Raw genomic sequence first — 21,012 nt, forward strand, 5'->3', positions numbered from 1 at the left:
CGTTTTTCTATTCATGCTCCCTTTGATGGAACATTAAGAATGTATTACAAACCCAATGGTTAGTGCTGATTTTTCTATTTGTCCAACCATTTCTTTTCAACTCTTTCGCAATCATTTTATTAAAAAATCCGTGACCAACTAAAACAATATTATTATGTTCTTTAGCAGCTTCAATTAATTTGTCAGCTGCTCGTGTAGCACGTTTTTTTGCACTTTTATAAGACTCGCAACCATTGGAATATCCCAAAAACCACATAATCCTCAAAATAACTGCCCAACCATTAGGCTTCAACTTCATCTTTTCATTAATGGTTACTAGAATTGGAAGTTCTACTTCTCGAAATGTTACGTCTGATATTGGATCTAAGGTGGGGTTTAGGATATAAGCAGAATGGAGGGCCCTTTTTAAATGACTAGTGAACACTAGCTCGCTAGATAAGACTTTTTCGATGGAGTCTGAAGGATAAGCATCTTCTTCGCACACTCCTACGTTGTCGTATTCTATTACCCATTTTCTAAAAAAAGTGTAAGAAATAGGCTTATTTGATATACATAATGATTTTCCGTGTCTGATTAATGAAATTTCCATAATGAATCTCCTAGAATCCCAATTGGTAAAAGTTTTTTATTTGCAGAAATGCTCCCTTTTCTGGAAGAAGTAAAACAAAACTTCATTTTCCACTACTCAGTTAGACCGAACCCCATAATATGATCAGTATATAGAGCATAACTTTCATACTCTATGACATTGTCAGGGTTAGCAAATGGGACAATCTTTACATTACTCAAAACAAGCATCCCGTTAAAGTTTGTCACGCTGCCTTCATTTATTAGAGGGAAAATAGTATCCTCAGAATTCAACAGCGCCTTATCAAGTAACGTCATCTTGCTTTCATTTGGCTCTGCGGTATTGAGTTTGTCTGCAATAATCAAGGAATTTGATGTAGTGATTTGGATCTTTCTCTGTTCCTCGACTCCATCTTGCATTTCCTCTACTAGGTATTGTGCCGTCAATATCGATAATTTCTTCATGTCGTGTCCTGGGTTTAATTCATGCCCTGTAAATTCAACTTTCAATATATATCCCTCCATTTATTTTTTCCAATACCAATTATTTCAAAATAGTTCTGAAAAATCCATCATTTATACAAAAAAGAACATATCTATTTAGAGATATGCCCCCTTTAACTGAATAATGGTTTAGACATCGCTTGGTATTGTAACACCTTCAGTTATATTTATGTCCCAAGAAATTATTGTCGTACTATCTCTAACGTTATTAAACTTTATGGATTGTAATAATTCTTCTATTCCTTCATTTATGTTTTGATTACACATAACCTTATAGATTTCCTTCCCAGAGGAAAAAGGTTCATTAGGACATTCAATAAGGCCATCAGTTGTGAGAAATATTCGGTTTATCCCATTTCTTAATTCTCTTACACCGCTACTATAACAAGGAACTACCTGATCAAAGGTGTTAACTTGTCCTATCCACTCGAAGAACTGTCGTTGATTTATTTGGTACTGACCAAGATTGGCAAGTTCTGAATGAAACACAAAGGAAAGACAATCCCCTATTGAAAACCACCAGACGTACTTTCCTTTTCGTAGAACGATTAAACAAGCTGTTTCACCTTGCACTTTTTTACAATTAGAAAGAAACGTTTCTTCTTCAAATAAATTTAACAATGCACCAAGTAGTCTCTTCAAAGTTTGATCGTTGGATAAAGATAAAACCTGCTGTATATCTTCTTTCCACTTTGAGAATTGCTCTAGCACTAATTCTGCACTTTGTGCTGAATTATGTGCATCTAAAATGACAGCAAACTCCCAACTTTCTTTTTCATTCAACCAGACCAAACAACCATCTTCATTTTTAAATTGCCCTGCTGTAGAATTTCCCCCAAAACGTCCTATGGATATGTGGTTAATCTTACTTACATTAATTGTGTCTACGAAGTTCGTTTTACTTCCAACCCAGCTAAATTCACTAATAGAGTTCTGCATATCAATTATTCTCTATATAGGATTTTACGTGATTGCATATTCCTACTACTTCAGTGTCCCCACCCATAGGGGCATCTTTCCATTCATAAACTTCCATTGGACCCCAATATTCTTCTGGGGTATTTGGATAACGGGCTACTATATGCATATGAAGATGAGGAACTGAGTTACCTGATACAAGGGAATAGACGTGTTCAGCTCCTACAGACTCTATTAGAGCTTTGCTAACCTTAGACATAATTACTCCAAATGCTTTTGCTTCTTCTACCGTCATATCTCCAAGCGTAGGGACATGTCTCTTCAAATCAATCATAATATGACCAAGATAGTTTGGCTTGCCTTTTCTATCAATATGACCCACGTATACATAATCGTCTTCATAAATTGTTATTCCAGAGGTGTTTACTTTCCCAATATGTTTATCACAAATAAAACAACTCTCACTCATTAATAGTTCCCCCTTTAGATTTTCTCGATTAATAAAAAAATCCTACAGTCTCATAAAGAGACGATAGGATTTTATCGTGGTACCACTCTTCTTGTTTCATCTTTCTAATGAAACTTCTTAGGACTTGGTTACGGAAGTTAACCGTATAGATCTACGTATCAATCTATCCACTCCCAGGCGAGTTGGGAAGGTTACTGACTGTCTTGCACCTTCCGACAGCTCTCTAAGCAATAACCGGTCCTTAATACTCCTAGTCAACGTGTTTATCATTTTTTAAAATTCTATATATTTCCAATATGTTTGTCAATACTCAATCTTTCATAAACATTTAAAACGATCAATTAACCTACTTAAGGGGGCTAACTTGTATTTAGCAATTGCTCCGAGATTGGTGAATAAGTATATCAGTAATTTACATCAATCCAAAAAAATCGCTAAAGTACATTGAGACCATCAATATTATGAAAAAGCTTAATTGACTAATAGTAAAAATATAGCCATTTCTATTTTGATCGTATTTCCATTCCATAAAAGCCCTAACTGATTCAGTAGAAACCACTAAGAGGCACAAAAAAAAACCAAGGTTCCAAATACCAGACTGATTTCATTGGAAACCTAGTGATACTTATAATAAAACCCAACAAAATTGAGACTAAAATAATAATTCTTAGGCTCCTGTCCACTTTCTTATGTGTTTCATTTATATAGGTATTGGAGAAGAGCTTCTTCTTCTCAACTTTGAGCAATCTTCTCATAACAGTATTAAATGAAACTATTAATAGCGAAGTAATTATAAGTAGGATAATTAAATTCAGCCAAAACCCTTGTTCAACACCATACAAAAAAAACAGTCCTTTCCACTACACTCTTGTCCTGTACTCCCGTAAAGCTCTTACTTTGGTATCCAAAAAGCGCTTCCTTTTATGGAGTAGACAATGTTAATTTCATCCCCTCATGACTCGCTAGAAATCCTAGCCGGTTATAAAATCGATGAGCATTCTCACGTTGTTTGTCCGTGGTCAATTGCACAAGACCGCAACCTTCAGATTTGGCGATTGCAATTGCTTCTTTAAACAACGCTTCACCTACTCCTTCCCCTCGGTAGCACCGGTCAACACGTACACCTTCGACTTGCGCTCTTTTCATTCCTAGCCTTGCTAAACCAGGAATGATTGTTAATTGGAGGCAGCCAACCAATTTTTGACCTTCAAAAGCTAGTATAATCTCATTTCCTACTTGTGCTTTAATGGCTGCAAAAGCTTTATAGTATTCAACAGGGAGTGGTTCATCATAACACTCACGATGGGAGCCTAATTCATCATCGGCAAGTAAACGAACAACTTCTCCTAAATCTTCTTCATTTGCTTTTCGAAACTTCAATATGAACTCATTCCTTCCGAACCTTTGATTAAGAAGCGCTCCCTATTCTAGAAGATTAATGAGCCTTAGCTTGTTGGGTAACTTCATTGTTATTCCATAAAATTAACCTTCTTTTGATTTCAAGAATTCAATTAGCTCAGTTTCACTATACGTTTTAAGTACAATTCCTTTATTATCAAATACTACAAAAGCTGGCGACTTCTTTAGGTCTAAGAATTCATACTCTTGATTAATTTGTTCTAATGATTTTTCCCAACGAATGGACATTGCATTATTAATTTCATTCTTATCTTGCCATTCCATCCAATTTTGTTCAGTTTTTTCATTCCCTCCTACCACTAATAAGGAATACTGATCAGCATCTGTAGATAGTAAAGTGCGAAGTTGAGCTTGTTCAGAGTCTGTTGAATCTGAGCACCCTGATAATATTAATGCTAAAGTGCATAACATAATTGAAAACTTTTTCACTAAAGTGACAACCTCCTATCTGAACTTCTATCAAAGTAGCTTCTTGTTATACTTACGAAGTGGTGTTAAATTAGTTTCAAATCGTCTATTATCTGGAAGTCAAGTCTTCTCAATCCTGCACTGTTAACACAACTAGCGATAGCCAAAATGCAGCTATCGCTCCCCTTTTGCAGAAGACTTGAATTCAAGATAATGTTATAACCCCTTAACTTCTAGCCAGAATCAGTATGTTTAAATGACTCTCTTATCCTCAATTCAAACTCCCTCCCCTAACAATAAGGCGCAAAATAAAAAGAATGACTCCTGCAACTAACCCATATATGAAAAAGGTTATCAGACCCTCTAAGGACACTTTTTGGTTCGACCATAATGGATCAATGATTAACTTCGCCAATGCCATACCAAAGGCTGGCGCAAGAATAAATGCTATCCCCATTAGCACTATTTTCATAGTTATCCCTCCCTATGAATCCCCCTATCAGGAGACGTATGATGAATCGGCTCAATCGCTGTGTTAAAGCCTTTTATTCATTGAATAATCGCTCCGAGATTATGGAACAGCCTATTAAACTTTATTCAATCTAAGTTCGCCTTTTTTATATTTGGCTCTAATCAAAATTAGCGTTAACAGATAGGTGTAAACAGGAACAAACACTAACCATGAAACTATAGGACTTGGTGAATCATAACCTAACAATATTAACAATATTCCTGCTCCTGTATAAGTTGTGAAAGATAACAATATGAATTTTCTCTCTACCGATGGAAACAATCTTAAGATTAAGTCCGTAGCTAGAGTGGTTGGTAAACCGCATATTAAGTAAAAAAAGTAGAAGTATGCCATGTATATAATTGCCATCACCATATTGAAACTATAGTAATCATCCTTAAAAAAGCTACTATGAATTATCAAATAGTCACTAATATAGAGAATGCAAAGAGCGATAGGACCAGATACAAGTATTGCTAATAAGATCTTCAATAAATATTTCATTTTTACCTCTTAACATAAATTTATATTGAATCGAACTTTCTATGTTTCTTTATCTTCTTCTAGTGTTGCTCCCGTTTGTTGAATATCAAAGGTATGCAATTGCTGGTTCTACATCAAACATTCCACTTTCTTTTAGAAATTGGGAAACTAAATGGATGTGAGCAGCTCCTATAATTAATACGGTTCTGTCTGAAGGAGAACTGGTTATTCTTGCCAAGTTGGAGTATATTATTAAATTTCTTTGATACCACCACCTGAGCCAATCAATGCCTACATAATCATCTTCACTTCCGATACGTGCTAATGTCATATACATCTCGTGTTCTCTTTTCACACTGCTTTCTTCATTCATTTCTTTCATTAGAGTCCCAATGCTTTTGTCGGCTAAGTTAAAATCTCTTCCTGAACGATACTTTTCATCAATATATTTATAAAGGTCAGGCTGTTCAGTTTTTGCCCGTTCAAAGACCTCTCCAATCCCCCTATTTCCAACGCTTTTCATCCAATCAACTGCATAAACTTTTTGGTGACCCAATTCTGAAGCTATTCTAAAACCATATTGATGCATTTCATCAATTTTCAGTTCCAAATCACCATTCAAATACTGCCTGTATTCTTCATTTATTTCTTCTTCATTTTCTTTTACAACTTCAAAAGCCAGTTTCGTGGGATTAAATATTTTTACCTTTTCTACAACTTCCCTTATTTCATTTTGCCTTCTTTCGTTTAGTAAATCATCAAATTCTACTTTATAAATATCTGGTGTATATCTCATATGAAATGTACCTAACACCATAACTTTAGGTTTATGTTGGTCCATAATTATTCTCCTCCAGAATTCAGCTATTTATATGCCTTCTTTATGTAGCCGTGAAAACCCTTGTTCTTCCGTTAAAATGCCTGATATTAACATAAACAAAAAGAGCGTAATCCTTTCTAGATTAGCTCCCGATTGTTGAAGAGGGTTTGGATTTATTAATCTTGAATTGTATAAGGAGTAGAGGCTTTTAGTAAGCTATCAACTCCATTACCTAACCTCTTCCATCAATTCACCTTTCCTCGACTATTTCATCGTCCTTGTATCTCTCTAATCCCTTTTCCACCTAAATAAGCATGACCGGTTTGTAATGTAAGTATGGTAGTAAAACCATAGCGACTATAAACTTTCTCAACTTGTTCACTAATCGGGTGAACCCATAGTTTTTCTAGCCGTAAATTTTGAGATTCACTTTGCACGTGTTGTAACAAAAAGCCGATTAATCCTTTTCCTCTATATTCTTCGATTGTCGCGACACTCTCTACTCTCCCTTGATTACCATGAACAAACAAGCATGTTGTAGAACAAGGTGTCCCTTTATATTTTAAAAGGTAATGACTATAACGATTATCGTTAAACTCAGATTCTAACGCCTTTTCACGAACTACTCTTCCTCCAAATTCATTAATCTGACACTCTACCCATAAGGCATCATTATAATTCTTAAAGTCTACTTTCTCTATTGTTACATTTTTATTGAATGGTAACTGTATTACTTCTTTATTCCATAGCTGAATCGGCTGCGGAAACTCTTCATACTGAAAACCTTTCTCTTTTAATAGCGCAATAAAGCTTGACTTTGACTCAAGTCCATATAAATAAAACCTAGGAATAATATTCATCGCTTTATAAAATGAAGTAACCTCATAGATAACTTTTTCGGGGTCATCAGGTTGTTCACTCAAATGAGCATGGTTTGCATCATAATATTCTGGTTGGTCCTCGTTCCAAAACAGAACTCCCCACGGTTGATCTAGTTTATTTGAAAAGGACTGTAAAAGTGCAAAATCAAGCTCTTCTATCTGTTTCATTAAATCCATTTATATTCCGCCTATTCTTGGTTATTTATCCAATATTTCATTTCAATACTATTGTTCCTATCTCCTTTATTGGACCTAAAAAAGGGAAGCTCATTAAAATAAGTTCCCTTAGTTATTCATTAAAGCTCCCTATTATGGAATACTTCAAACTGAGGTAAATCAGTTGATATTCTTCATCTATTAAATATTTATAGGTGGATATCGGAAAAGATCCCTTTTTTTCATATACTCGATAGCTTTAGTTTTATTACTTTGATTTGAAACATATAATGCTTCATTCTTATCATTATAATATGAAAAGAATTCTTCCCTCGAAAGAATTCCCTCATCAATCGCATTTTTCACAGCACAATTCGTTTCTTTTGTATGAGAGCAATTAGGAAACCTACATCTCTTCGATAATTCATTAATATCCCTATATCCATCCTCTAAAGTAGCTTGAAAATCAACTATTTCATTTAACTTCTTTTTAAATGTCATGTATTTACCTCTTATTCTTAAGCTATGCTAACCAAATAAGGCCAGCCTTGCCAACTGAAAACATCTATTTGATAGCAGGTATAACATACTCTTCTAGTAAAGGATCAACATCCATCCCGTTCGAAGTTTGAACTACGATTAGATCAAGTTCTGGTACTACAACCAGATACTGACCATATAACCCCATCCCTCGATAAGTGTCATAGCCGTTAATAGACTTTAACCAAAAGAAATACCCATAGTGATCTCCGTCAAAGTTACCGTTCGTATCTCCATATGGCTGGATACTTTCTTGAACCCACCCTTCTGGCAACACTTGTTTTTCCTCCCACTTTCCTTCTTTTAAATAGAGGTAGCCGATTTTTGCAATATCCCTCGGCTTCATCTCTATTCCGGTTCCTCCAAATGACGAACCTGAACGATCAGTCGGCCATTCTACTTCGCTAATTCCTAAAGGAGAAAATAAGTATTCTTCAGCATAATCTGATAGCTTCATACCCGTTGCTTCATGGAGTATTTTGGATACGACTCTAGCGTCGCCTGTACTATAATTCCATTTGTCTGGATTATCGCTTAACGGCCTGTTCATTATGAAAGATGCTGGATCTGAGGCCTCCATAAATTCTTTCCATGTGTCTGATTGATAGAAGCCCTTTTCTGTTTGCTCTGGAAATTCAAGCCCGCTCTTCATTGTTAAAAAGTCCTGTATAGTGAGATTACGCTTCCATTTATCTAAATTAGTGATGTTTTCTGCGTTAAGATAGTTTAACGCTTTACTCTCAACACTTTCGATCGCTCCCTGTTGAACAGCGCCCCCAACTAATGCTGAGGTTATGCTTTTCGTAACTGAATAGATAGGATGAGGCGTTTCTTCATCAAAATTACCACCATATTTTTCAGAGACAATATAACCATCCTTTATTATAAGCATTCCTTCCATTGGAATGTTCTCGTCTTCTATATGTTGAAACATATTTCCTAGAAGAGAAGAATTCATACCAACGCTTTCTGGAGTAGATGTTTGCCAAACCTCTGTGGGCCAGTAAGATAGGATTTCGGGAGCCTCTTCTCTAACTACTCCTGCTTCATCTTCAATCTCACCAATTACTTTCTCACTATTCGAATCACCACTAGAAGTGGGGGTTCCGCTCCCCTCATTAGTCATTTCTTGTGGACTGCATGCCACAAGTAAACTGCTCAACATCGCCGTAAATAAAATTATTCCTTTCCAATTTTCCATGCGTTCCCCTTTCGTTTTCAATAAATTCAGATAAATCATTCAAAATTATTGTATTCAACTGAATTTCATATGTAAAATATATATTATTGATGATAAATATAAAAATGTCATATAAGGAGGAATAATTTTGCTAGGTTTAATGGAAACCTTTGTATCCGTTGTGGAATGCGGTTCACTTTCCGCGGCCGCTAAAAAAATGCATGCCAATCAACCAAACTTATCTGTTCGCATTCAAAAGCTTGAAGAGATTCTAGACGTAAAACTATTTGATAGGGAAGGTAGAAAGTTAATACTCAATCCCATTGGGAAGAAATTGTATGAACAAACAAAACCTGTGTTGAAGATGGTTGAAAATATTAAGGAAGAAATGAGTTTATATAAACACCCAGAAACCGGTCATATTCGAATCGGCGGAGGGTATCAGATATTGCTCACCACATTGCTTCCCTTTATCGATTCTTTCACTCAAAAGTATCCTCAAGTTACTTACGAAATGAATGAAGTTGGACCCGCTCCCCTCATTCACCACCTGATCGATCAATATGAACTAGACATCGGATTAGTTGATACATCATATACAAACGAACAAATTGAATCTATCCCGTTAGGAATTAATTCAACAATCAAATTGATAGTACCTAATTCAAACAACTACCACCAACAGAATTCAATCACCTTAGAAGAGCTAAAAGACCTACAATTCATCGTCTTCAAAAAAGGGATCAAACTCAGAAACGAAATCGACAATTCGTTAAAGGAAAAAGATATTTCCCTTTCCATCCTAATGGAAACCAACCATATTGACCTTATGATTAACATGGTCGAAAAAGGGCTTGGGGTTGCTTTCCTTCCCATTTCAGAAAACTCTCAAGTCGCCATCAACCCAAATATAAAGGTATTGCATATTAAAGGATTAGAATTTCAACCCAAGCCATTATACTTAATTTATCGGAAAAATCGATATTATTCTTCATCTATGCTTCAGTTTATAACTGAATTGAATAAATTCTATAACAGAAGGTAAGGTATGATGGACACTAAATGTCATAAAACCCCCATCCTTTTTGGAAGATAGGGATTTTATGACTAAAGGAGATTAGTGATTTAATTCATAAAAAAGGAGAGCCTACCTTCCCTTTCTACATTAGATTTTTCATTGTTTTACTGAAGTTCCTAGAACAAAATGGACAGATTATCTTGAGTTTTAATTTAGTTAACGTAGCAAAAAACAACACATTAGGTCAATGCCGTAAGAATAACCGCAATGCCATTAAACGTCCCGTGAATAATAATCCCAGGCCAAATGGAACCGGATTTTTCATATGTCCATGCAAATATGACCCCTGAAATAAAGTTTACAGGTAAAGTATTATAAGTTGGGATGTGAACGATCGTAAAAATGAGAGAGCTTAATACTATTCCGGCACCCACTCCCCATTTCATCCTGAACCATTTATAAAGAAAACCACGATAAAAGATTTCCTCGTATATTGGAGAAATAATAGCTGCTGAGATAAATCCGATGATAAAAGTGACCCACGTCATATTTACTTTCATTGACTCTGTTTTCCTGTTTTCCAACCCTATCTTAAGGAAGTCCATCAAAATTAATAGCAGTAAGCTAGTTGCTATTAAGACAACGATCCAAACTATTATCCATTTCCAATAAGTTCTGGAAAAAGAACACAACCCTACTACATTCCACCCCAGCGAATGAGGTTTTAAGGCAATAAAATAGACTGCGAGAATAAACACAATTGACATCACAAAGCCTGTTATTGTTCCAGAATAAAGCCTATCTAAAAATACTTGGTAAAGAAAATCATACAATAAATACTCAATTCCTACAGGAACAATTACGAGAGTGAGTAAGAGTAATAGAGTAAGCTCACTATACGTCCACTCTATCGCTTTAAAAGTATCGTTCTTCAAGCTAAGATCCCCCCTATATCTTCCAATATGCTACATTTAGGATAAAGGGTGACGTAACGTAACCTGCAAGCACTTTTTAGGAGGAATTGTTGCCATGACTTATTTTTCTACAGGAGAGGTTTCAAAAAAACTAAATCTTTCCTTAAGAACCCTTCGCTATTATGACCAAATCGGACTACTTGAGCCTGCATTAAAAGAGGATAATGGAAAACGATATTATACCCCAGAGAATATGTTGATGCTGGAAAAGGTTATATTACTCAAAGCCACTTCCATGTCGTTAGAGGATATCAAAAAAATAATTAGCCAGATTACCATTCAAAAAACTCTTACTGTACATAAAGCACAACTTGAACTTGAGATTAAACAGCTACAACAATCATTGGATTATACTAATACCCTTTTCAATATTTTAAAACTGGAAGGTGATATTCATTGGGATCAGTTATTGCCACTCCTTTCGGAAGAAAATAAATCCTTAAAGCAACAAAGAAAGAAGGAAGTGATGGAAAAATTATTCACTAAAGAGGAACGAGCAGCGTTAGCCGAGCAGCTACCAAAAATGGATAAAGACATAGAGCAAATAGAGAAGTGGATTAATTTAATCAAGCGAATCGAACTTTGCTTAGAGGAAAGCAAAACACCTGATTCTCGAGAAGGACAATTAATTGCAGAAGATACTTTGATTTTATCCAATGAAACCTTTAAGGGGAATGCAGAAGTAGCAGATAAGTTCTGGGAAGCACGTAAATCTGAGGAGACTTCTGTTAATATGAATTTGTATCCTGTTAACCAGGAAGTCATAACCTTCCTGGAAGAATCCATCCTTTATTATGAAAGGACAAATGTAAATAGATAACCCTTTCAGCACACTTGCATCCTAGAGTTCACTTAGAAAGAGTGAGTCTTATTGAAAGGGGTTAACTCTACACAACCTGGGGTTTTTTATAGAGAAAGTTCGCAATTCTTGTTACGGATTTGCTCCCGATTGTTGAAGATGAATCTTTAAAGCCATATATTAAACGATACGAAAATTGGTCTTCAGTATCAGTTTAGCCTTTTGAGTATCTAGTGAAGTATCTAGAGAAAGTAATGGGAACGCTTCCTTTGATAGTTCAACAGGGCTTAGAAGACTACTATTCCAACCAAGCTGTTCAAGACGCTTTTTGAAAAAGGTATAATAACTTTCTTTATGTATTGGTCCCACATGTAGAATTCCATTATAATCAATTTCGCACAGTTCCAGGATTGCATTACATAAATCTTGAACATTTACAAAAGTTCTATACACATTTCCCCATGCATCGATTGGGTGATTATTTTTCACTCTTTCAATCAACTGTAATATTCGCTTTTCCAGGTATTCTTCGTTATCTCCATATAACGGACCTGTTCTAAGAATAACGTGATTGGAGTGGCTGGATAGAATTAAGTTTTCGGCAGCATATTTTCCATTTACATAATTAGCTAACGTTGCTTCCTTCGGTAAGGTTCCAATGGGATCGCATTCAGTGTAGCTACCCGCCCCTTCAACGAAAACGGCATCTGTCGACAAAAACACTAACTTTGTACTGATATCTATTTCTGATAACAAATTTCGAAGCCCTTTTTTAATTAATTGAGACTCTTCTTTGAAATTCATTAAAGACCAAATAACTACTTCAGGATCAATGTTTTTAAGAGCACTACCAATCGACTTTTTGTTTGTGACATCCACTTTCAAAATAGGTGATTGATCATTTTGAAATCTAGATGTACCAAAAACTGTGAAATTCTTGTTTTCTGAAGCTATTTGGTACAATTTCGATCCCAGAAATCCAGTAGCACCTAATATAAGTATTTTCATCTCTACTTCCTTTAATTGTTATTTGTTTTATTGCCGGACTAGTTCATATGTGATATACACATTTCCTTACATCCTATTATTTTGATAAAAAAGCGCTATTCTCCTTGCTGAATGAGTGCTCCCTTTAATTGAATAATCATTAATCTTTCATTTCTAATTAGATAAGAAAATAAATTCGGCTACTTTACCATATGTTTATTTTTGATAATCTGGATTGATATATTTCTTTAACATACTTGGGTTTACGAACCTCATTGAAACGACTTCCCCGCAATCTGTACAGACAGTTAGTTCCTTTTCAAACTCTGGTACGTTTACAAGTGAATCTCCACCACAGATTTTGCATGTTTGCATCTTTTATCTCTCCATCCTTAAAGGTAATTAAATATATTCCGCTTAAATGGGCATAAAATCTTTTTAAAGTATAATGCCCTAGTATTACATTAAACAAAAAGGAGCGTAATCCTTTTTAGATCAACGCTCCCTTTTCTTGAATTTGCTATTTGCAACTTAGAATATCATTTTCCAGAACCACTGGTCCCAATTTTTCAGTTTTAGAATTAGACGCTCTTACTTGAACTTTTGCATTTTTTAATTTTGCAGTGATAATGTCAATTCTTCCAGCCCAGGTAGGGCTATCTTCTTCTGGAGTAGGATAAAGTTTGAACCTCCAGCTTATTTCATCAGGTATAAAAGCAAACCCTTCATAAATATCATATTCACCTTGTGTAGAAGGCTCAGGTAGATGAACACTTAAGATGCTAATATTAGTTCGTGCAAAGCTTGGTGGAATCAACTGAACTTTATATACTAATGCACTTCCTCTTGCATTAGTAAGAACTTCATCGATTGGATTTAAAACCATACTGCAAGGCATTGAGACTGCATTTGATTCTTTAGGAAATAGAACCACTGAAGCCAGAAGGGATGTAATCAATAGAGTTTTTTTCATATGTATACCTCACACTTTTTGATTAGCTTCCCCTAATCTCTAGTCAATATAAGAATTTGCTACTTCCTATTCGTCTATAATTGCTCGCTGTTGTGAAACTAGAATAAAAATGATGTATTAGGTGCCGTTATTCAATCCTTTGGGTCTTTTATACAAAAACACAAAACTCAATATAGTAAATAATGAAAATGAAGATATCCCTATGCTCACGAAAGTGTCATTAAATAAAAATGCACACAGAGTTGTCCAAATTACTACAACTATTACAAAAGAAAGCCTTGGATAAAATACTTTGATTACAACTAAATAAAATATGGTCAAAAAAAGAACCAATGTGAAACCAGTGTAATACCAAAACTCAATATCCTTTGTATCATAAATAAAAAAAGAGAAAAAAAACGGAAATACTATAATAACTAACAATTTACTTTTATTATCTTTGGTCATAGCAACCCCTCCTAACTTCCTCAGGTTTTTCACAAAAGATAGTTCACTTTGTTCACTCTGACGACAAGCGTATACTAATGGTATGTTCCGTCCCCCTTTACTTCAGCAGGAACACATACCCTTCAGACTTTTTAGCTCCCTTTCAAGGTTTTGGAGTGAATATAGCTAATTTCATATACGTAAGAGTTTGGTTTTAGTTCCACGAACCTCAATTATCTCGAATTCAAGTCTTCTATTAACCTGCCCTTAAACAGAATAACCCTCCACCTACTCAACACCATTTTTCTTCCAATAACTTTAAGAAAAGACCACACAAAAAAACAAGTTCCCACTACAGGAACTTGCATGATCAAGCCCTGAAATCTCTAGTCATTCTATCATTGTGCTCCCCTAACTGAGGGGATGTTTTCACTTTAGTCCCTGGAGTCGTCAAAATATGTACGCGTTCATCTTCTTTTTTTACAAGTCCTCGTGCAGATCCATACGCGTGACCGATTACCTCTCGTACCTCTAACACAGGGAACAAACAGCAGTCATGCTGTTCTCCGAAGGAGGTCCATTCCGCCATGGTCCTGTCCTTGAATAAGGCTATGATTTCTTTATGAATGTCACCATCAGATTTTGAAAAGGCGTGTGGCAACCATTCTCGTCTTCCAACTCCCTGACAAAAGTTATTCCAGAAATGAGGCTCTAGAGCAGCTAGCGATACGAACCGATGATCCTTTGTTTCATAGAGGCCGTAGCAAACAACATGTCCATCAATAAAATTTGGACCATCCCGCTTTCCCTTCTCCACCTCATAGGCGGCATGAGTTCCGAGCATACTGACCACTGCATCGTTCAAGGCGAGATCTAAGAAACACCCTTTCCCCGTTCGTTCTCTTTGAAAAAGCGCAGCAGCAATTTTTTCTGAAGCAACGATGCCACCCGCATAGTCCACAGTTGTAAATGTAGGCTGAACTGGCTTACCGTTCCCATCGCAATACTGAGAAAGCAAACCTCCTAGACCTTGATAATTCAAATCATGACTTCCGAGGTGAGCAAGTGGTCCTTCTTGCCCAAAGCCTGTCAGAGAGCAGTAGATGATATCTTCTTTTACCTGCTTGATCCTTTCGTAGTGAAGCCCGATTCGCTTCATCACTCCAGGGCGAAAGCTTTCAATCACCACATCGGCTGTTTGAATGAGCTCAATCAATTCGTTGACTTTCATCTCATCTTTTAGGTCAATCGCGATGCTTTCTTTCGAACGGTTGTTAGCTTCATACACAAGACCACCTGCCATATGTCTCGCTGGGTCACCGTGAGGAGGCTCTACCTTGATCACCTCTGCTCCGAGATCAGCTAACCGCTGTGTCGCATAAGGTCCAGGTAAGTACTGAGTGAAATCCAGTACACGTACACCATCTAGCATCACGTATACCAGCCGCCGTTAATATGTAGAACTTGTCCGTTCGTATAGTTTGATAGAGGGGACGCTAAATAGAAGATTCCTTCAGCTGCCTCTTCAGCCGTTCCTGCTCGTTGCTGCGGAATGGACTGTTCAAACATTTTCTTCACCTTATCTGGAATCCCGACAGGTACTCCGTTTACCGTTTCACCTTTTTCTTTTGATTGCGTTAAGCGTGTATCGATCAGCCCAAACGCCACAGCATTACAGTTGATGTTAAATGCTCCCCATTCACGGGCGACTGTTTTCGTTAACCCGATCATGCCAGCTTTTGCTGATGCATAATTCGCCTGCCCGACATTCCCCATCACACCTGCCACAGATGATACGTTCACGATTTTTCGATACTTCGCTTCACCTGTTTCCATTTCCTTCTTCGCAGCTTCTCTCATATATGGCGCCGCCGCACGCGTAAGCTTGAAAGGCGCGATGAGGTGAATGTCGAGCATTGCCTGAAACTGCTCATCGGTCATTTTATGAAGAAACCCATCCCAGGTGTATCCGGCGTTATTGACGAGAATATCGACGCCACCAAACTCCGTTGCAGCTTTCTCCAAAATTGAAGATGCAAATGCTCCCTCCGTTACATCTCCGGCGAATCCGATCGCTGTCCCACCGAGCTCTTTAATTTCATTTACAACATCTTCCGTTGGTGCTTCGTCCTTATCCGATACAACCACTTTCGCTCCTGCTTCTGCCATTTTTAACGCGACTGCTCGACCGACACCTCGCCCAGAGCCTGTGATGATTGCAACTTGATTCTTAAGCATAAACAATTCCTCCTACATCTGTACGTGAAAAGTACCTGATAGTTTTTTTTCATCTTTTTCGTTCACAACAATGATCTCTCCGATCAAAACGTTCTCATCGGTTTCCTCAGTAATAAATCCTTTTACTGTAAGTGACTCACCTGGGAGGGTCATCTTCTTGAACCTCACATGAAATGACTTCAGCTGTTCGGGTCTAAACCATGTCGTTAACGCTTGTCCTGCCATCCCCATCACAAGCATGCCATGTGTGATCACATCAGGTAATCCTGCTTGCTTTGCGACAGGGACGACGGTATGAATCGGATTAAAATCACCAGAAGCACCGGCATATTTCACGAGCTGAGAATGGGTGATGGCCTTCTTCGTTAACGGTTGTAGTGCTGACACGTTATCCCTCCTATCGTTCGATTACAACGGACCTCGCTAGCAGTACGTTCTCGTTCTTTTCATTTCGATAGAGCGTTTCTAGCGTAAAGAGCGTAAGACTACCCTTTTCTTTTTGATCAACAACCTTCAGGAAGGCAGTGATCGTATCCCCTGCATAGATCGGTTTCATATACTCATAGCTTTGTTCCCCATGTAATACTTTTAGTGGATCAACTTCTAACATCTCGATAAGATCTTCAAAGCTTGCTCCACCCCACATATCGATCACGGTCGCGAAGGTCGGAGGTACAGGAAGATCACGGTAACCATTTTTCTTAGCGAACGCGACATCGTGGTAGATCGGGTTATCGTCCCCGATCGCTTTCGCAAACTCCCTCACCTTCCCTCTTTCAACCGTAAACGTGAAGGGCTTTGTTTCGATGCCGACTTTATTCTGAATCGCACTCATCTCATCCCTCTTTTCTACAAACCTATATTTTTGGCGATGATGGTTTTCATAATTTCATTTGTGCCCGCGTAGATTGCCGAAACCGGGATGTCACGGAACCTTCTCGCAATCTTGTACTCTTCCATGTAGCCATAGCCACCGTGAAGCTGAAGACAACGCTGTGAAACACTTTTCGCCATATCCGTGTGCCAGTATTTCGACATCGACACCTTCGTGACGATATCTTCTCCCTCTATATGTTCAGCGATCAACGAATCCAAAAACGTCCGGCCGATCTCGATTTCCGTTTTCATCTCGACCATCTCAAACTGGATATGTTGAAACTTCGAAATGCTTTGACCGAACGCCTTTCGCTCCTGAATATAGTCCATCGTCATCTCGAACATATCTTCCGCTGCAACCTGAGCGGCGATTGCGACAAGCAAGCGTTCCTGCTGAAGTTTTTCCATCAAATAGAGAAACCCTTTTCCTTCGTCACCGATCAGGTTTTCTTTTGGCACACGACAGTCCTCAAAAAACAACTCTGCCGTATCCTGACAGTGAAGTCCGACTTTGTTAAGCTTCCGCCCCCTCGAAAATCCAGGGTGATCGCGCTCAACCGCAATCAAGCTCACTCCTTTATGTGCGGGCTTTGCGTGTGGATCGGTTTTCACCGCAACGATCACCAGATCACTGTGAATGCCGTTCGTGATAAACGTCTTCGAGCCGTTCACAATGTAGTGATCTCCTTCCAAAACGGCCGTCGTCTTGATATTAGCGAGATCGGATCCTGCACCTGGCTCCGTCATCGCGATCGCGGTGATAATTTCACTCGACACGCACTTTGGTAGCCACCTTTTCTTCTGCTCTTCCGTTCCATAAGACTCAATGTACGGAATGACAATGTCATTATGAAGCCCCACGCCGACGAGTCCGGAACCGATGCGCTCTAGCTCCTCATTGATGATCACCGCATAGCCCCAATCTGCCTCAAATCCGCCATATTCTTCAGGAAGCGTTGGACAAAGATATCCTTGGGCCGCTAACTTTTCCCAGAAACTTCTCGGAATAAGACGATCTTCTTCCCACTTCTCATAAAATGGCGCTGCCTCCTTTACGAGAAACTTCCGCAGTGACTTTCGAAATGCCTCGTGATCCTTCGTTAAATATGGATGTTTCATGCTTCCATCTCCTTCTTAAGAAAGGTTCTTCCCAACGATTGAAATAAACGATACACATTGCCACGGATAGCCGCCAAGGTTATGAGTTAACCCGATCTTCGGATCATCGAGTTGCCTTTTTTCCGCCTTGCCCTGAAACTGTAGATACATTTCATATAACATTCTTAGCCCACTTGCGCCGATCGGATGGCCGAATGATTTCAGACCACCGTCTGGGTTCACTGGAAGATCACCTTTTAAATCGAAGCGACCGCTTTGGACATCTTTCCACCCTTCCCCTCGCTCACTAAAGCCAAGATCTTCATAGATGACAAGTTCAGTCGGCGTAAAGCAATCGTGCACTTCAGCCATATCGATTTCTTTCCTTGGATTCTTTATCCCCGCCTGCTTATACGCATCTTCTGCAGCACGTACATTTTCTTGAATACTCGTAAAATCAAAATCCTGAGTCAGCATGCCTTCACCAGGTCCTGACGCGATGCTTAACGCTTTGACGAGCATCGGATCGTTTCGATATTTCTTGCTATCTTCTGTTCGAACGATAACAGCGGCCGCCGCCCCGTCAGCGACTCCAGAACAATCCAACACACCTAGTGGAGCAGCGATCATCGGAGAATTGATGATCCGTTCCATCGATATTTCTTTTTGATACTGCGCCTTCTTGTTCAATGCTCCGTTCGCGTGATTTTTCCATGCGATACGTGCGAGCACTTCTTTACCTTGTGCTGCCTCAAGACCATATCGATTGAAGTAAGCTGGCGCTAACAACGAAAATGATGCAGGTGCTGTAATATTCGGCGACGTTCCATCTCCTGGAGACGAATTCATCACAAGCCCACTGTAGCCGGAGTCTTTAAGCTTCTCTACGCCTACGACGAGCGCCACATCATACGCACCAGCCGCTACTGCATAACACGCATTCCGAAAAGCTTCAGAACCCGTTGCACACATATTTTCAACCCTCGTGACAGGGATATAATTACTTTTCAACGGTCCAGAAAGCGTCATGCCAGCATAACCAGAATCCATCGTCCCGATCCAAGCTGCTTCAACATCCTTAAGCTCGATGCCAGCGTCATCCAGCGCTTCATGCGCTGCTTCTATAATCAAATCGTCCGTACTTTTATCCCAGTGTTCCGAGAAGGTTGTGCACCCCATTCCAACAACCGACACCTTATCGTGTATCCCTTTACGCCTCATGCTGAACACCTCTCTTTGGAACGACTTTCCAAAAGTAATTGTGGATGCCACCCGCTTCGTAAAGCTTCCGGAAGCTGAACTCCACCTCGGTTCCGATCGAAATCTCTTCAGGTGTGCAATCCGTTGCTTGTGCTAGCAATCTACTTCCACCTTCGATATCAACCACTGCAAAAATGGTCGGAGGAGAAACGGATGTCGCAAGGTAATCCACTGTGTATGTCGCGACCTTCGCCTTTTTTCCTTGAAGTGAGAATAGCTTCATCTCATCCTTCGCATGACACTTCACACACACACGCTGCTGTGGATAATAGTTCTGTCCACAGCTCAGACACAATGAACCAAATAGGCCAAGAATTTGATCAGAATTTCGTCTTAAAGCTGGTGCAGAAGGTGTTGAAGCTCCAGGTCGCCTTCCTTCATCTACCTCTAACAATTCATACCATCGTAAATAATCGCTGTAGCTGACATTTTCATTCGAATTCTCCTCATAAAATGAAAGCGGTTTCTTTTGTTTGTAAGAAGAAATGGACTCTGTCACTTTGAACAATAAGCCTTCACATCCATCCCCTGCCTGAAGCCATAAAATCGTTTGACCTGCCTTACTATCAGAAAGAGCTTTTGCAAACAGATAGGGTCCGTTGGCAGTTCCAAGATGTCCGATACTTTCATCCCTCATCATTGTGACCTGGTTCTCGTTAGCGCCTATCAGTTTTGCAAGACTCAGTGATAGCTTCTGGGTTGGACCCGAAACCACAACAGTATCAATACTTTCTATTGAAGCATTCGAATGGGTAAGTAGATCCTGCGCGCATTGAAAAAGGGCATCCGACACCGAATGGGCAATAAACCGATCCTCCCATTGCCGTAGAAAACGGTCATCTGTTGTCCGCCACTGACTGATGTGTTCACCAGCCACCTGTGACGATCCGAGCAACTCCGCGATCACATCGTCTCCTTCCCCAAGGAGAAATGAGACCGCACCAGCTCCCATTTCTGCTTCGAGAGAACTCTTAGGCCGAGCAAGTCTTCGATCAGAGAGACTTACTAGGACAGCACCCTTGCCTGCATCGACCGCATTCATCCCAGCTCGAATCGCGTTCGTTGCAGCCCGAAGACTATTTCCATAATCGATCGTTCCTGTATTAGGAGGAAGGTGAAGCGCTTTTGCAAGTGTGACGCTACATAACTTTTCTTGATAGGGTGACGTAGTAGATGCAAAATATACAGCTCCTGGCTGATGCTTTTCTAGCACATCGGTTAGCGCATTCGATGCATTCACCGCCATCGTGAGACTATCTTCGTCGTAATGTGCGACCGATTTCGTTCCTTTTCCTGCATAGCCGCCGTGAAAACCAGCGACTTCTTTTTTCGAAATCCTGTGATGAGGTAGGTACACTTCATATGCGATAATCCCTTGCATGGTTAGCCTCCTGTTCTATGATTTTTTCGTATGAATTAGGTCTCTATAAAGGTTCCTTCTATTAAACGTGAAAGAGTAATTATAATAATTTTCAGAAAATAAACAGTACGTAACAACATTTCGGTA

Annotated in this window: 26 protein-coding genes and 1 other annotated feature; of the genes, 2 read left to right on the top strand and 24 right to left on the bottom strand. The window is 38.8% G+C overall.

Going from position 1 to position 21,012, the window contains the following annotated elements:
* Window positions 1-7: 7 nt before the first annotated feature.
* From SJY16_RS16445 to SJY16_RS16505, 13 genes are all read right to left on the bottom strand, one after another.
* Complete coding sequence (locus SJY16_RS16445) at window positions 8-589, bottom strand: histidine phosphatase family protein (RefSeq protein ID WP_377890845.1); 582 nt, start codon at window positions 587-589, stop codon at window positions 8-10.
* A gap of 92 nt (window positions 590-681) precedes the next feature.
* Entirely contained in the window at window positions 682-1,077 is a 396-nt protein-coding gene (locus tag SJY16_RS16450; protein ID WP_377890847.1) for a hypothetical protein, read from the bottom strand.
* 123 nt (window positions 1,078-1,200) lie between these two features.
* The gene (locus SJY16_RS16455) at window positions 1,201-2,010 is read right to left on the bottom strand and encodes a protein phosphatase 2C domain-containing protein (RefSeq protein ID WP_377890849.1); all 810 of its coding nucleotides are present in this window, start codon (window positions 2,008-2,010) and stop codon (window positions 1,201-1,203) included.
* Window position 2,011: 1 nt separating this feature from the next.
* Window positions 2,012-2,458, bottom strand: coding sequence for an HIT family protein (locus tag SJY16_RS16460; RefSeq protein ID WP_377890851.1), 447 nt, complete (start codon window positions 2,456-2,458; stop codon window positions 2,012-2,014).
* A gap of 53 nt (window positions 2,459-2,511) precedes the next feature.
* Window positions 2,512-2,725 (bottom strand) — a binding site (T-box leader).
* A gap of 145 nt (window positions 2,726-2,870) precedes the next feature.
* Window positions 2,871-2,987, bottom strand: coding sequence for a DUF4181 domain-containing protein (locus SJY16_RS16465; RefSeq protein ID WP_377890853.1), 117 nt, complete (start codon window positions 2,985-2,987; stop codon window positions 2,871-2,873).
* 16 nt (window positions 2,988-3,003) lie between these two features.
* A complete protein-coding gene (locus SJY16_RS16470) occupies window positions 3,004-3,213 on the bottom strand; it encodes a DUF4181 domain-containing protein (protein WP_377892309.1) in 210 nt (69 codons plus the stop codon).
* Window positions 3,214-3,379: 166 nt separating this feature from the next.
* A complete protein-coding gene (locus SJY16_RS16475; protein ID WP_377890855.1) occupies window positions 3,380-3,838 on the bottom strand; it encodes a GNAT family N-acetyltransferase in 459 nt (152 codons plus the stop codon).
* Window positions 3,839-3,940: 102 nt separating this feature from the next.
* The gene (locus SJY16_RS16480) at window positions 3,941-4,306 is read right to left on the bottom strand and encodes a hypothetical protein (protein WP_377890857.1); all 366 of its coding nucleotides are present in this window, start codon (window positions 4,304-4,306) and stop codon (window positions 3,941-3,943) included.
* Between the two features lie 250 nt (window positions 4,307-4,556).
* On the bottom strand, window positions 4,557-4,757 hold the full coding sequence (locus tag SJY16_RS16485; protein ID WP_377890858.1) for a hypothetical protein: 201 nt from the start codon (window positions 4,755-4,757) through the stop codon (window positions 4,557-4,559).
* 628 nt (window positions 4,758-5,385) lie between these two features.
* Window positions 5,386-6,120, bottom strand: coding sequence for a DUF5694 domain-containing protein (locus tag SJY16_RS16490; protein WP_377890860.1), 735 nt, complete (start codon window positions 6,118-6,120; stop codon window positions 5,386-5,388).
* A gap of 248 nt (window positions 6,121-6,368) precedes the next feature.
* Entirely contained in the window at window positions 6,369-7,157 is a 789-nt protein-coding gene (locus tag SJY16_RS16495; protein ID WP_377890862.1) for a GNAT family N-acetyltransferase, read from the bottom strand.
* 180 nt (window positions 7,158-7,337) lie between these two features.
* The gene (locus tag SJY16_RS16500) at window positions 7,338-7,637 is read right to left on the bottom strand and encodes a hypothetical protein (protein WP_377890864.1); all 300 of its coding nucleotides are present in this window, start codon (window positions 7,635-7,637) and stop codon (window positions 7,338-7,340) included.
* Window positions 7,638-7,701: 64 nt separating this feature from the next.
* Entirely contained in the window at window positions 7,702-8,877 is a 1,176-nt protein-coding gene (locus SJY16_RS16505; RefSeq protein WP_377890865.1) for a serine hydrolase domain-containing protein, read from the bottom strand.
* A gap of 127 nt (window positions 8,878-9,004) precedes the next feature.
* On the opposite strand from SJY16_RS16505, the gene SJY16_RS16510 reads away from it, so the two are divergent.
* On the top strand, window positions 9,005-9,901 hold the full coding sequence (locus tag SJY16_RS16510; protein ID WP_377890866.1) for a LysR family transcriptional regulator: 897 nt from the start codon (window positions 9,005-9,007) through the stop codon (window positions 9,899-9,901).
* Window positions 9,902-10,113: 212 nt separating this feature from the next.
* Here the strand turns inward: SJY16_RS16510 and SJY16_RS16515 are convergent, their stop codons facing one another.
* Complete coding sequence (locus SJY16_RS16515) at window positions 10,114-10,809, bottom strand: CPBP family intramembrane glutamic endopeptidase (protein WP_377890868.1); 696 nt, start codon at window positions 10,807-10,809, stop codon at window positions 10,114-10,116.
* Between the two features lie 94 nt (window positions 10,810-10,903).
* On the opposite strand from SJY16_RS16515, the gene SJY16_RS16520 reads away from it, so the two are divergent.
* Window positions 10,904-11,668 carry a MerR family transcriptional regulator gene (locus tag SJY16_RS16520; protein ID WP_377890870.1) on the top strand — a complete coding sequence of 255 codons (765 nt, stop codon included), beginning with the start codon at window positions 10,904-10,906 and terminating at the stop codon, window positions 11,666-11,668.
* Window positions 11,669-11,827: 159 nt separating this feature from the next.
* Here the strand turns inward: SJY16_RS16520 and SJY16_RS16525 are convergent, their stop codons facing one another.
* The 10 genes from SJY16_RS16525 to SJY16_RS16570 all read right to left on the bottom strand — a co-directional run bounded on the left by SJY16_RS16525 (window position 11,828) and on the right by SJY16_RS16570 (window position 20,886).
* Entirely contained in the window at window positions 11,828-12,655 is an 828-nt protein-coding gene (locus tag SJY16_RS16525; RefSeq protein WP_377890872.1) for a sugar nucleotide-binding protein, read from the bottom strand.
* A gap of 195 nt (window positions 12,656-12,850) precedes the next feature.
* Window positions 12,851-13,009 carry a hypothetical protein gene (locus SJY16_RS16530; RefSeq protein ID WP_377890874.1) on the bottom strand — a complete coding sequence of 53 codons (159 nt, stop codon included), beginning with the start codon at window positions 13,007-13,009 and terminating at the stop codon, window positions 12,851-12,853.
* A gap of 145 nt (window positions 13,010-13,154) precedes the next feature.
* Entirely contained in the window at window positions 13,155-13,607 is a 453-nt protein-coding gene (locus SJY16_RS16535; RefSeq protein ID WP_377890876.1) for a YoqH family protein, read from the bottom strand.
* Window positions 13,608-14,403: 796 nt separating this feature from the next.
* Window positions 14,404-15,465, bottom strand: coding sequence for a CaiB/BaiF CoA transferase family protein (locus SJY16_RS16540; RefSeq protein WP_377890878.1), 1,062 nt, complete (start codon window positions 15,463-15,465; stop codon window positions 14,404-14,406).
* Entirely contained in the window at window positions 15,465-16,271 is an 807-nt protein-coding gene (locus tag SJY16_RS16545; protein ID WP_377890880.1) for an SDR family NAD(P)-dependent oxidoreductase, read from the bottom strand. Before SJY16_RS16545 ends, SJY16_RS16540 begins: the two co-directional genes overlap by 1 nt.
* A 12-nt stretch (window positions 16,272-16,283) precedes the next feature.
* Window positions 16,284-16,658: a MaoC/PaaZ C-terminal domain-containing protein gene (locus SJY16_RS16550; RefSeq protein ID WP_377890882.1), complete on the bottom strand. Its 375-nt coding sequence runs from the start codon at window positions 16,656-16,658 to the stop codon at window positions 16,284-16,286.
* Window positions 16,659-16,668: 10 nt separating this feature from the next.
* A complete protein-coding gene (locus SJY16_RS16555; protein ID WP_377890884.1) occupies window positions 16,669-17,106 on the bottom strand; it encodes a MaoC family dehydratase N-terminal domain-containing protein in 438 nt (145 codons plus the stop codon).
* A 14-nt stretch (window positions 17,107-17,120) separates the two neighbouring features.
* Window positions 17,121-18,266, bottom strand: a complete 1,146-nt coding sequence (locus tag SJY16_RS16560; protein ID WP_377890886.1) for an acyl-CoA dehydrogenase family protein — start codon at window positions 18,264-18,266, stop codon at window positions 17,121-17,123.
* Between the two features lie 15 nt (window positions 18,267-18,281).
* Window positions 18,282-19,466: an acetyl-CoA acetyltransferase gene (locus SJY16_RS16565; RefSeq protein ID WP_377890888.1), complete on the bottom strand. Its 1,185-nt coding sequence runs from the start codon at window positions 19,464-19,466 to the stop codon at window positions 18,282-18,284.
* The gene (locus SJY16_RS16570) at window positions 19,456-20,886 is read right to left on the bottom strand and encodes an OB-fold domain-containing protein (RefSeq protein WP_377890890.1); all 1,431 of its coding nucleotides are present in this window, start codon (window positions 20,884-20,886) and stop codon (window positions 19,456-19,458) included. The genes SJY16_RS16565 and SJY16_RS16570 overlap by 11 nt, the downstream gene beginning before the upstream one ends.
* Window positions 20,887-21,012: the final 126 nt, after the last annotated feature.

The sequence above is a fragment of the Alkalihalobacillus sp. R86527 genome (assembly GCF_042466185.1).
Lineage (GTDB): Bacteria > Bacillota > Bacilli > Bacillales > Guptibacillaceae > Guptibacillus.